Source organism: Isoptericola sp. NPDC057391, assembly GCF_042668085.1.
GTDB lineage: Bacteria > Actinomycetota > Actinomycetes > Actinomycetales > Cellulomonadaceae > Isoptericola.
On record NZ_JBHVBO010000136.1, the window covers coordinates 1 to 11,816 of the forward strand.

At 76.5% G+C, this 11,816-nt stretch carries 14 protein-coding genes; 2 read left to right on the top strand and 12 right to left on the bottom strand.

The features are described from left to right. The 4 genes from ACFUVW_RS15475 to dut form a co-directional block, all read right to left on the bottom strand. On the bottom strand, window positions 1-762 hold a 762-nt coding region (locus ACFUVW_RS15475; protein ID WP_430572217.1), incomplete at its 3' end, for a DUF3159 domain-containing protein. A gap of 83 nt (window positions 763-845) precedes the next feature. After that, complete coding sequence (locus ACFUVW_RS15480; protein ID WP_430572218.1) at window positions 846-1,214, bottom strand: OB-fold nucleic acid binding domain-containing protein; 369 nt, start codon at window positions 1,212-1,214, stop codon at window positions 846-848. Between the two features lie 46 nt (window positions 1,215-1,260). Further along, entirely contained in the window at window positions 1,261-2,043 is a 783-nt protein-coding gene (locus ACFUVW_RS15485; RefSeq protein WP_430572219.1) for a DUF3710 domain-containing protein, read from the bottom strand. A gap of 106 nt (window positions 2,044-2,149) precedes the next feature. Further along, window positions 2,150-2,623: a dUTP diphosphatase gene (gene dut / locus ACFUVW_RS15490; RefSeq protein ID WP_430572228.1), complete on the bottom strand. Its 474-nt coding sequence runs from the start codon at window positions 2,621-2,623 to the stop codon at window positions 2,150-2,152. Window positions 2,624-2,767: 144 nt separating this feature from the next. Between dut and ACFUVW_RS15495 the strand changes: the two genes are divergently transcribed. Beyond that, window positions 2,768-3,238 carry a DUF3093 domain-containing protein gene (locus ACFUVW_RS15495; RefSeq protein ID WP_430572220.1) on the top strand — a complete coding sequence of 157 codons (471 nt, stop codon included), beginning with the start codon at window positions 2,768-2,770 and terminating at the stop codon, window positions 3,236-3,238. Between the two features lie 110 nt (window positions 3,239-3,348). On the opposite strand, the gene ACFUVW_RS15500 is transcribed toward ACFUVW_RS15495, so the two are convergent. The 3 genes from ACFUVW_RS15500 to ACFUVW_RS15510 form a co-directional block, all read right to left on the bottom strand. Beyond that, window positions 3,349-3,648, bottom strand: coding sequence for a DUF4193 domain-containing protein (locus tag ACFUVW_RS15500; protein WP_429729811.1), 300 nt, complete (start codon window positions 3,646-3,648; stop codon window positions 3,349-3,351). Between the two features lie 271 nt (window positions 3,649-3,919). Continuing rightward, on the bottom strand, window positions 3,920-4,732 hold the full coding sequence (locus ACFUVW_RS15505) for an inositol monophosphatase family protein (protein WP_430572229.1): 813 nt from the start codon (window positions 4,730-4,732) through the stop codon (window positions 3,920-3,922). Window positions 4,733-4,807: 75 nt separating this feature from the next. Continuing rightward, entirely contained in the window at window positions 4,808-5,470 is a 663-nt protein-coding gene (locus ACFUVW_RS15510; protein ID WP_430572221.1) for a trimeric intracellular cation channel family protein, read from the bottom strand. Between the two features lie 152 nt (window positions 5,471-5,622). On the opposite strand from ACFUVW_RS15510, the gene sepH reads away from it, so the two are divergent. Beyond that, complete coding sequence (gene sepH / locus ACFUVW_RS15515) at window positions 5,623-6,858, top strand: septation protein SepH (RefSeq protein ID WP_430572222.1); 1,236 nt, start codon at window positions 5,623-5,625, stop codon at window positions 6,856-6,858. A gap of 56 nt (window positions 6,859-6,914) precedes the next feature. Here sepH and ACFUVW_RS15520 read toward each other — a convergent pair whose 3' ends face one another. From ACFUVW_RS15520 to ACFUVW_RS15540, 5 genes are all read right to left on the bottom strand, one after another. Then, window positions 6,915-7,574: a thymidine kinase gene (locus ACFUVW_RS15520; RefSeq protein ID WP_430572223.1), complete on the bottom strand. Its 660-nt coding sequence runs from the start codon at window positions 7,572-7,574 to the stop codon at window positions 6,915-6,917. A gap of 37 nt (window positions 7,575-7,611) precedes the next feature. After that, window positions 7,612-8,232, bottom strand: a complete 621-nt coding sequence (locus ACFUVW_RS15525) for a DinB family protein (RefSeq protein WP_430572224.1) — start codon at window positions 8,230-8,232, stop codon at window positions 7,612-7,614. A 51-nt stretch (window positions 8,233-8,283) separates the two neighbouring features. Next, window positions 8,284-9,501 carry an alkaline phosphatase family protein gene (locus ACFUVW_RS15530; RefSeq protein ID WP_430572225.1) on the bottom strand — a complete coding sequence of 406 codons (1,218 nt, stop codon included), beginning with the start codon at window positions 9,499-9,501 and terminating at the stop codon, window positions 8,284-8,286. Then, entirely contained in the window at window positions 9,498-10,097 is a 600-nt protein-coding gene (locus tag ACFUVW_RS15535) for a DUF5998 family protein (protein WP_430572226.1), read from the bottom strand. Before ACFUVW_RS15535 ends, ACFUVW_RS15530 begins: the two co-directional genes overlap by 4 nt. Before the next feature lie 55 nt (window positions 10,098-10,152). Beyond that, window positions 10,153-11,816: acetate--CoA ligase family protein (locus ACFUVW_RS15540; protein WP_430572227.1), on the bottom strand; the 1,664-nt coding region annotated here is incomplete at its 5' end.

Consider the following 11,816-nt stretch of genomic DNA (forward strand, 5'->3'; position numbering starts at 1 on the left):
CGGCCCGCCGCCCCGGTCGGCGGGCCGGCCCCCGTGCGCGCCGCCCACGACGACCCAGGTGAGCCAGAGCACCAGGCCCCAGAGCGGGACGCCGAGCACCAGGTGGGCGGTGCCCAGCCAGCCGACGCTGTCGGCGAAGTACAACGGCACCTTGACGGCCAGGCGCACCGCGAACAGTCCCGCCCAGAACCAGGTGGCGAGGGTGTAGCGCCGGACGAGCTCCGGGTCCTTGCGCCACGCGACCAGCGCGCCCAGGGGGCTCGGGGCGGTGGCGCCGGTCGACCCGGTGCCGTCGTCCGCCGGCTGCCTGCCGTCGCGCGAACGCTCGGCGGCGACGTCGGCGAACCCGCCGCGCACCGCCTCGACCACGAGGCCGACCACGGGCCAGCGCACCGCCAGGGAGACCAGGATGGCCGCGAGGTACGCGGCGTTGGTCCACAGCCCCCACACGTAGAAGTTCTGCGCCTCGCCCGAGCGCCACGCCCAGAACACGCCCACGCCGATGCCGAGCAGACCGCCCAGCGCCTGCGTGATCGGCGTGCGCTGCGCGAGCCGCACCACGACGGCGACGAGCGCGGCGCCCACGGAGGCGACCAGCGCCCAGGTCAGGGCGCCGCGCTCGTCTGCACCGGTCGACGAGCCCATCGACGCGACGACGTAGATGACCACGAAGAGCAGGCCGGGCAGCACGGCCTCGACCACGCCGCGCACGCCGCCCACGGCCTGCCCGAACGAGAACGAGTCGCCCGTGACCGCCCGCACCCCCCGCCCGTCGGCGGTCGGCGCCGCGGGGGCACCCGGCTCGGTGGGACCGGTCGGCTTACCCGCCGCGGGGTACCCGTCGCTCACTCGCCGGCCCGCGCGCGCAGCTCGTACCGGGGGTTGAACATCGTGCGCCGCCCGTCGATGTCGCACACCAGGCCTTCGACGCGGATGCGGCGGCCAGGGTCGATCCCCGCGATGGCCCGGCGCCCGAGCCACACGAGGTCGAGGGAGCCGGAGCCGTCGTACAGCTCGGCCTCCACCGTCGGCACCCCCTCGCGCGGGCGCAGCACGACCGAGCGCAGCACGCCGGCCGCGCTCGCCCGACGGCGGTCGCCCAGCGCGGCGACCGGGGTGCAGCCGCGGTGGGCCGCGGCCTCGTGCCGCTCCTCGTCGGCGGCGACCTCGTCGGCCGAGGCCAGCGCGTGCCGGACGGCGGTTCGCAGGGACATCAACAGCTCCAGGCTGGTGGTCGAGCCGGCCTCGCGGCCGGGTCGGTCACCGGATCTCGGTGATCTCCGGCCCGCGGGTCAGCGGGTCGAACGACGGGGTCTGCGGCGCGGCGCCCTCGGGGCCGCCGGTGGCGTCCTCCCCCGCGGCGCCGCCCTGGCGCGCGCTCTTGGGCAGGGTCAGCGTGAGCAGGTCGCGCGGCGGGCGGGGGTTGCCGTCCCGCACCACGACGACGTTCGCGAACACGGACTCGAGCTGCTTCGCGGCCTCCGGGTCCACCGCGGCCCGACCCGACAGCACCCCGCGCAGGAACCAGCGCGGCCCGTCCACGCCCACGAAGCGGGCGGGGCGCACGGCCGGCTTGCCGTCGGGTCCGGTGGCCGGGATGCGCGCGATCAGCTCGCGCCCGAACGTGCCGGGCACGTCGTCGACCGTGCCGCCCTGGCGCGTGATGGACGCCCCGATCTCGGCGCGAACCTCGTCCCAGATGCCCTCCGTGCGAGGGGCCGCGAACGCCTGGACCTGCAGGCCGGACCCGTTGAGCGTCGCGGACACCCCGGTGACCTTCTGGGTTTTCTTGTCGACCTCCATGCGCAGCTCGAGGCCGGGCAGCACGGGCAGCCAGACGGCGCCGAGGTCCACGCGGGGCCCCATGCCCGTCACCTGCGTCGAGTCGAACGGGCCGCGCTCGGGGCGCTCCGCCCCGGCCTCCCCGGTGGCGGCGTCGGCACCGGCGACGGCCCCGGTGGCGGGCGCCGCGGCCTCCGCGGTCGCGGGCTCGCGGGCCTCGTCGGTCCCCTTCTTCGACGCGTTGCGCCGGAACAGCCCCACGGAGGATCTCCTTCTCGTCGTCCTGCTCGCCCGGCGGCCGGACGAGCCCTACCCATCTCCCACAGTAGACCGGATCGCGCACGCCTCCGGTCCGTGCCCGGGAGCGTCAGCCGCCGGCGAAACCGCCGCTCGAGCCGAACCCGCCCTCGCCGCGGTGCGACCCCGGCAGCGTGGTCGCCACGAGGAAGCGGGCGTGCTCCACCCGCTGCACGACGAGCTGCGCCACGCGATCGCCCCGGCGCAGCCGCACCGGCTCGGCGACGTCCGTGTTGAGGAGGATCACCTTGATCTCCCCGCGGTAACCCGCGTCGATGGTGCCGGGGGCGTTCACCACGGTCAGCCCGTGCTTCGCCGCGAGGCCGGAGCGCGGGTGCACGAACGCCGCGTACCCCTCCGGCAGCGCGATCGCCACCCCGGTGGGCACGACGACGCGGCCCTGCGGGGGGATCTCGACGTCGACCGTGGTCACGAGGTCCGCGCCCGCGTCGCCCGGGTGCGCGTACGCGGGGGTCGGCACCTCGTCGAGCAGGGTGACGAGGACGTCGACGGTGCTCGGGTCGACGCTCGGGTCGGTGCTCACATGGCTGGCGTCGTGGGTCGCGGCTGGCGTCACGGGCTGGCTGGCGGTGTCAGGCACCCGGGAAGCGTAGCCGACCGGCGGCCGGCGCACCGGCGTCCGCGGGACCGGGCCCGTGCCCTGGCGAGGTGCTGGGATGATGGACCCATGAGCGAGCACGCGCCCCACCCGCCCACCGTCACCGGCCCGGCCTTCCGGGAGCGGCTGTCCCCCGGCCCGGCGGCCTGGTGCGGCGCCGTCGGGCTCGGCGTGATCGTCGGGGTGACGCTGTACCCGCTGGCGCACGCGGTCGCGATCGTGGTGGGCGTGCTCGTCGCGGCCGCCACCCTCGCGGCCCTCCTCGCGACCTCGCCGGTGATCGAGGTCGCCGACGGGCGGCTGCGCGCCGGCAAGGCCCAGATCTCCCTGGACCTCCTCGGCGAGGTGACCACGATGGACGACGCCGAGGCGATGCGCACCGCCCTGGGCCCGGCGCTCGACGCCCGCGCGTTCGTGTGCCTGCGCGCCTGGGCGCGCACCGGCGTCCAGGTGGACCTCGAGGACCCGCTCGACCCCACCCCGTACTGGCTGCTGTCGACCCGACGCCCGCAGGAGCTGGCCGCCGCGCTCGCGCGCTGAGCGCCGGCGCCCCCGTGGCCCCGGAGGTCCCGGGAACGACGAAGGCCGTCACGTCCTCGAAGTGACGGCCCGTGTCGTCCGTGGTGCTGGCGCCCCGACCCGGCGGTCGGTCAGGCGGCGCACTCCGTGCAGATCATCTGACCGTTCTTCTCGTAGGCCAGCTGGCTGCGGTGGTGGACGAGGAAGCAGCTCGTGCAGGTGAACTCGTCGGCCTGGCGGGGCAGGACGCGGACCGCGAGCTCCTCGCCGGACAGGTCGGCGCCGGGAAGCTCGAAACCTTCCGCGGCCTCCGTCTCGTCCTCGTCGACGACACCCGACGACTTGTCGGAACGACGCGCCTGGAGCTCCTGGATCGAGTCCTGCTCCACGTCCTCGTCGTTCTTGCGGGGGGCGTCGTAGTCGGTTGCCATCTGTGTGGTCACGCTCCGTGGTGTCGGTATCGGTACGCGCTGATAATGCTCGGTGACCGGGTTTTGTTCCCGGTCGGCCCACGGATTGTGCACCATTTCGGGCGGGCGCGCGACACCGCGCGCTGTTCCTCGTGTCACAGGCGCACGATCGGCCGCTGACCTGCACCGACGCACCGGCCGGGCGCGATGTTCGCCCTCGGCGTGACCGGCGGCCTGACGCGATTTTTCACCCCGGACGACGGCCGCGGAACGCCCGAACCTCGTCAGGCGCTCAGGCCGGCGGCGGACCCTCAGGACGGTCGGCGTCGGCGGCCTCGAGCAACCGGACGAGCTCCGCCACGACCGGCATCGCACCCGCGACAGTCATGGCGCTGCCCGGCCCCCGGCCGCGCAGCCCGCCGACCCAGGCCCCCGCCTCCGCGGCCACGAGCGCGCCGGCCGCCAGGTCCCACGGGTTGAGCCCGCGCTCGTAGTAGAGGTCGAGCGCACCCTCCGCGAGCAGGCACAGGTCGATCGCCGCGGAGCCGAGCCGTCGGATGTCGCGCACCCGGGGCAGGACGTCGGCGAGGACCTCGGCCTGCCGGGCCCGCCGCGCGGGCGCGTACCCGAAGCCCGTGCCCACCAGCGACCGGGAGAGGGCGTCCGGCCGGCTCACGCCCAGGGCACGCCCGTCGCGCTCGGCGCCGCCGCCGCGCGCCGCGGTCCAGGTGCGCCCGTCGACCACCGAGTGCACGCAGCCTGCGAGAGCCGTCCACCGCTCGGGGTCGGCGGGCCCCGCCACGACGGCCACCGAGACCGCGTACGACGCGACGCCGTACACGTAGTTGACCGTGCCGTCGATCGGGTCGAGCACCCACGTGAGCCCGGACGTCCCGGGGACGTCGTCGCCCTCCTCGCCCAGGATCGCGTCGTCGGGCCGCTCCGCGGCGAGCCGACGACGCAGCAGCGCCTCGACCGCCCGGTCCATGTCCGTCACCGGGTCGACGTCGGACGACTTGGTCGCGGCGACCTCGACGCGCTCCGGGCGGCCGTCGCGCACCAGCGCGCCCGCCTCGCACGCCAGGCTGCGGGCCAGCGCCCGCAGCGCCTCGACGTCGGTGCCGACGTCAGTGCCGGTGCCGCCGGTCCGGTCCCCGGTCGCCGCTCGTTCGTCCACGGCCTACATCTTGCCCGACCGACGCCCCCACCGGGCGGTCCACCCGGGGCCCGGGTGCGGCACCGTCCACCCGCGCGCGAGCGACGCGATCCGGAACCCGAAGACGAGGGCCACCACCCCGAGCGCGGTCCACAGCTGCAGCACGCCCTCGTGCCACAGCACGGCGGTGAGCCCGGCGCCGACGAGCGCGGGCACGGCGTAGAGCTGGCGGTCGGCGAACACGAGCGGCACCTCGCCCACGAGGACGTCCCGCAGGATCCCGCCGCCCACGGCGGTGAGCACCCCGACCACCACCGAGGCGAGCACGCCCGCGCCCAGGTCGAGCGACTTGGTGGTGCCCTGCAGCACGAAGAGCGACAGCGCGGCGGCGTCGAGCACCAGGATGGAGCGCCGCATCCGCTCCAGCCCCGGGTGGAAGAAGAAGATGATCACGCCGGCGGCCAGCGCGGCCAGCACGAGCCGCCAGCTCGAGATGCCGACCGGCGGGGTGTCGCCGATCAGGACGTCGCGCAGGATCCCACCCCCGAGGCCGGTCACCCACGCGAGGACGAGGACGCCGAACGCGTCGAACCGCTTGCGCACGGCGGCGAGCCCTCCCGAGACCGCCGCGACGAAGACGGCGACGAGCTCCAGGTAGGAGACCGGGCCGGAGGTGAACGCGTCCACGGGACGCCATCCTCCCAGGCCCGCCCGCGCGGGGCGCGCCAATCGACGGCACACCGACGCGCCTGCGCGGCCCCGTCCCGCGCCGGTGGCACCCTCGAACAGGCGGACCCGCCCCGACGGAGTTCCCGAGGGCGACCTGTGAGGGAGGAAGCATGGCCGAGCTCGAGCTCGTGAGGCTGCACGAGGACGGTGAGCGCCTGGTCCTGCGCGGCCCCGACGGCACCGAGAGCACCCTGCCCATCACGGAGGCGCTGCGCGCCGCGGTGCGGCGCGACCGGCCGCGCACGGAGGCGCTGCGCGCCCAGGCGGCCACGACCCTGCGGCCCCGGGACCTGCAGGCGCGCCTGCGCGCCGGTGCCTCGGTCGAGGAGCTGGCCGAGGAGTCCGGGCTCCCCGTCGAGCACGTGCAGCGCTACGAGTGGCCCGTGGCCGCGGAGCGCGACCACGCCATCGGGCAGGTGCGCGCCCACCGGCTGCCGGGCGACGACGACACGACGACGCTCGGGGAGGTCGCCGACACCCGGCTGGCCGCCCGTGGCGTGACGACCGACGAGGCCCGCTGGTCCGCCCGCCGCGACGGCACCGCGCCCTGGGTGGTCGAGGTGCGGTTCTCCGCCGGCGACCGCGACCGGTCGGCCCGCTGGACCTTCGACCCCAAGGGCCGCGTCGTGACGCCGCTCGACGACGAGGCGCGCTGGCTCGGACAGCCGGACGACCCCGTCTCCCCCGACGTGCTGGGCGTGCCGTCGGCGGGCGGCCGGACGGTCCCGCCCCGTCGGCACGTCGACGACGACACCACCGCGCTGCTCCTGGACGACCTCGCCGGACGGCGCGGGCAGCGGCCCGGCGACCGCCGCCGGACGCCCGCGCGCGCGACGGACGACGTCCCGCCCCCGCCGGCGCCGATCCCCGTCGGTCACGTCAGCGCCCCCGGCGCACCGCCGACGGGGCACGACGCGCCCGGCGGCACGCCGGAGCCGGCGCACGCCGACCCGGCGGGTGCGAGCGTCGTCGACCTCGGGTCGCGGCGGGCGGGCCGGCGCCCGACCGCGCCCGACCGCTCGTCCCACCCCTCGTCCCACCCCTCGGCGGCGCGCCGGCCGGTGCCCGGCGTGCTCCCGCTCGACCGGGACGACGACGGCGCCGAGGAGGTCGACGACGCCGCGGACGCGCACTCGGACGCCCACCCGGACGCACGGTCCGACGTCGTCGACGACGCGCCCGCCCCGAGCGGCCCGCCCACGCAGGGTGCCGCCGGTCCGCAGCCGGCCGCACCGGCGCCGCGGAGCGACAAGCCCGCGGGCGCGCGACGCACGGGACGCAAGGGCCGCGCGCAGGTGCCGAGCTGGGACGAGATCGTCTTCGGCGGCGGGCGCCCGTCGTCCTGAGGTCCGCACCGACCGGTTCGCCCCGACTTCCCCGCTGCTTCCCCGCGACGTCCCCGCTACGCCCCGTCGCCCAGGTCCAGCTGGTCCGTGACGGCCGCGCGCCGGCGGGCGTCGGCCTGAGTCATGCGCCGCATGTGGTGGCGCCGGCACAGCACCTCGTAGGAGACCGGGCCGCCGTCGGGCGCGCCCGCGACGTCGCCGACCACCACCTGGTCGCCCTCGACGACCATGACGCCGCCCACGGTGCGCGCGTTGTGGGTGGCCCGCGCGCCGCACCAGCACAGGGACCGCACCTGCAGCTCCTCGACGCGGTCGGCGAGCTCGATGAGTCGGGCGGCGCCGGGGAACAGCCGGGTGCGGAAGTCGGTGGTGATGCCGAAGGCGAAGACGTCCAGCTCCACCTCGTCGACGAGGCGGGCGAGCTGCTCCACCTGGGCCGGGGAGTAGAACTGCGCCTCGTCGCACACGAGGTAGTCCACAACGCGACCGGCCTGCCGCTCGGCGGCCACCACCTCCCAGAAGTCGGTGTGGTCGGTGACCTCGCGGGCGTCGACCTCGAGCCCGAGCCGCGAGGACAGCCGGGACGTGCCGGCGCGGTCGTCGCGCGTGAAGATCAGCCCGGTCCGCCCGCGCGCCGCGTGGTTGTGGTCGGTCTGCAGCGCCAGCGTCGACTTGCCGCTGTCCATGGTCCCGGAGAAGAAGACGAGCTCGGCCATGGGCCAGATCCTGTCAGACCAGGGTCCTGCCCGGGTCCTACTGGCCGACGCGCCCGTCCACGCACTCGCGCAGCAGGTCCGCGTGTCCGCAGTGCCGCGCGTACTCCTCGACGTGGCTGAGCAGCAGCTCGCGCAGGGAGATCGCGCCGCCCGGCTCCGCGCCGAGGTCGGAGAACCCGGCGTTGGTCGCCCCGAGGTCGTCGAAGCCGTCGACCATGCGGTCCGTGGCGGCCATCTCCTCGCGCCAGCGCCCGAACGCCTCCTCGACGACGGCGGGGTCGGCGACCGCGCCGTCCCAGTCGCCGTCGCGGTTCGCCTCGCTGCGGTACAACCACGGAGCGTCCTCGCCGGTCATGATGCGGCGCACGTGGCGCTCGTCCTCCGTGAGGTGGCGGACGAGGCCCAGCAGCGACATGGTCGACGGCGGCACCGAGCGGCGGGCGAGCTGCTCGGCGTCCAGGTCGGCGCACTTCATCTCGACGGTCAACCGGTACGAGCGCAGCGAGTCGAGCAGGATCGCCCGTTCGTCGACCAGCTCGACGTCGCTCTCCCGAGGGTCGTCGTCCGGGTCCACCCACATGTCCGGGTACACCGTCGCCCGGGTCCACCGGGACGTGCGCGCGGGGTCCTGCTCGCCGTCCTGCATGCGCTGCTCCATGGCCACATCGTGGCACCGGAGCCCCGCACCGGCCACGGGATTCGCGCGCGGCTACGCCTGCGCGACCAGGAGCGGCACGACCATCTCCGCGGGCGTCAGCGACCCGTGCACGCCGGGCATCTCGCGGGCGCCGGACGGGTGCAGGCGTGAGTCGACGACCGTCGCCGCGCCGCGGGCCGCGACCAGGACGTCGCCCACGGCGGGGAGCACGTGGTCGGCCACCGGACCCAGCCAGCCGGCCGCGAGCGCGTCGTCGCGCAGTACGACGAGCGCGTCGTCGCCGAGCACCCCGGCCCAGCGGGCCGCGACGTCCCGCGGGTCGGCGCCGGGCGTGACGTACACGTGGCCCGCGCGCGGCTCGCCGCCGAGCAGGGCGACGTCGCGCGCGAGCTCCGGGTGCGCGGCGACGTCGTGCTGGTGGGACAGGTCGGCCGTCACCTGCCCGTGGTCCGCCGTGACGACGACGAGCGTGCCCCTCGGCACGGAGCGCACCAGGCGGCGCAGCTCGGAGTCCGTCTCCTCGAGCGCGTCGCCCCACTGCCACGACTGCGGGCCGTGCTGGTGCCCGGCCTTGTCGACGGCGCCGTGGTACAGGTACACGAGGCCGGGCTCGCGCAGCTCGCGCACCGTCGTGCCCACCTGGGCGTCCAGTCCCTCGGCGGCCACGTAGCGCGGCCCGCGCAGCGCCGCGCGGGTCATCCCCGAGCCCGCGAACCGGGCGGGGCCGGGCGCGACGACGCGCACTCCCTCCGCGACGAGCCGCTCGAGCACCGTGGGCTCGCGCTGCACGTCCTCGGGCTCGGCGCGCATCGGCCCGGAGAGCTTGGTGCGCCGGTAGGGGTCCGACTGCTCGGTCCAGGACACCGTGGTGGCGAGGCCGCCCGTGGCGGGGTTGCGCTGGGTGTAGCCCAGCAGGCCGGTGCGGCCGGGCGCCGTGCCCGTGCCGAACGTCGCGAGTGCCGCCGCCGTCGTCGAGGGGAAGCTGGACAGCACCGACCGGCCGTCCGCGGCCAGCGAGCGCAGGAACGGGGCGTGCCCGCCGCGCTCGGCGAGGTTGGCCAGCCCCAGCCCGTCGACCAGGACCACCACCGCGCGCCGGACGCCGGCGGGCAGCCCCAGCGCGTCGCGGCAGTCCGTCGACCGCAGCCCGGTCGCGGTCGTGAGCTCCGCACCGAGGGCTCCCGCGACGGCGGGCAGGACCGCGGCGAGGGAGTCCGTCCCGTAGGAGGGGGCGAGGAGGCCGTCGGGGAGCGCGAGCGTCGCCGTCATCGGGCGACGCGCCCGCCCGCCCCCGTCGCGGCCGACAAGGAGCGCGAGAACGCGATCGCGCGGCGCAGGGCGTCCCGGCCCTCCGCGGCCCCGCTGACGCGCACGACGACGTCGTCGGGGGTGAGCTGGCCGGTGAGGCCGTGGTCGGCCTCGCAGTTGGGGTCCGGGCACTGCACCGGCTCGAGGTCGACGCGGGAGACGGCGCCCCAGCCGATCGCGAGCGTGAGCTCCGAGGCGCCGTCGCCGGGCCGGTGCTCGGCCGGCTCGGCCACGACGTGCGTGAGCGCGACCGACCGGATCTCGCTCAGCGGGACGGCCTCCGTGGTCGCGGCCGCCGACGAGGGGTGGGCGGCGTCGCCCTCGTGGTCGTCGACGTGGGCGGTGACGAGGCGGGTGGGCGTGAGCGCCAGCACGGTGAGGTGCCGGCGCACGGCGTCGTCGAAGGTGGTCTCGGCCTGGACCAGGTGGGCGAGCACGTCCTCGTCGGCGAGGGCGACGTCGAGGACATCCTCCACGAGGTCCGGGTAGTACCCGGCCCGGCGCACGTGGACGGACAGGTCGGCACGGAGGTTCTCACGGGCGGTGGCATGCGGCACCCGCGCATTCTCCCACCGCCCCGGCGGCCGTGGCCAGCACGGTCCCTGGCCCGCGTCAGCCGGGCAGCGCGCGCCGCGGCGCGTCCGCGCGCTGCGCGGCCGACCGCAGCCGGACGACGGCGTGCAGCACGCTCACGCCGACCGAGCCCGCGACGACGGGGTACAGCTCCAGCGACGCGAGCTCCGGGAGGTCGTCCGCCAGCACGGACACGCGAGCGAGCACGTCCTCGAGCGCGTCGATGTCCGCCTCCGGCGCGCCGCCGTACCCGAACAGCCGCGGCGCCGCGCGCACGGTGCGCACCATGGCGGCCACGTCGACGTCCGTCAGCGGAGGGATGCCGTAGGCGACGTCGTCGAGGAGGTCGGTCGCGTCGCCCGCGAGGCCGAAGGACACCTTCGGGCCGAACAGCGGGTCCTCGCCGGACCGGATGACGCACGGCACCCCCACGGGCGCCATGGACTGCACCTCCATGACGGGCTCGTCCTCCCCCAGGACGTCGAGCGCGACCTGGCGCATGCGCTCCACGTCGGCGCGCAGCTCGGCCGCGTCCGCGATGTCCAGGCGCACCCCGCCCAGGTCGGTGCGGTGGCGCAGCGCCGTCGAGGCGGTCTTGAGGGCGACCGGCCAGCCGAGCTCGTCGGCGGCCGCGACGGCCTCCTGCGCCGTGCGCACGGTCCGCGAGCGCCACAGCCGCACGCCGTAGCAGTCGAGGAGCTCCGCCGTCTCGTCCTGGCTGAGCACCCGCCCGTCGCCGCCCTCGGCCTCCGCGAGCCAGCACTCGACGAGCCGACGTGCCCGCCGCGGCGCGGTCCCCTCGGGCCGCACGTGCGTGCCGCGGTCCTCCGTGCGCCAGCGCGCGTACGTCACGACCTTGCCGAGCGCCGTCACGGCGTCCTCCGGCGTGGAGAACGCCGGGATGCGCACGGGCGTGCCGTCGGGGCCGGTGGCGGCCAGCTCGTCGGGCAGGCCGCTGAGGCCGAGCATCGACGCGACGGTGGTGCGCCCCGTCCGCGCGGCCGCCACGGCGACGGCCCGCGCCACGGCTCCGGTGCGCGGCACCACGACGGGCACGTCGACGGCGACGACGACGTCGCACGCCCCCGGCGCGTACAGCGCGCCGGTCACCTGGGCGATCTGCTCGTCGGTGGCGTCCGGCGGCAGGAAGTCGGACGACGCCGCGACGACGAGGCCCGCGGCGGCAGCGGCCTCCGCCACGAGGGCGGCCAGCGCGGCGGACGACGCGAGGATGCCCACCCGGCCACCCGTCGGCAGCGGCTGGTGCGCCAGCACCTGCGCGACGTCCATGAGCTGGTGGGTGTTCTCGGCCCGGATGACACCGGACTGCCGCAGCATCTCGTCGAGCAGGCGGCGGGGCGCCCGCGTGGCGCGCACGGCGTGCCCCGGCGGCACCACCTGACCCGACCGCCCTGCCACCACGACGACGACGGGCTTGACCCCGGCCAGCCGGCGCGCGATACGGGAGAACTTGCGCGGGTTGCCGATGGACTCGAGGTAGAGGCAGACCACGGCGGTGCGCGGGTCGTCCTGCCAGTACTGCATGAGGTCGTTGCCGGACACGTCGGCGCGATGGCCCGCGGACAGCAGCGCCGAGACGCCGAGGCCGCGCCGCTCGAGCGTGCGCGTGAGCGTGACGGCGGCCGGCGCCGACTGGCAGAACATGCCGACCACCCCGGCGCGCGGCGCCCGCTCCGCGAGGC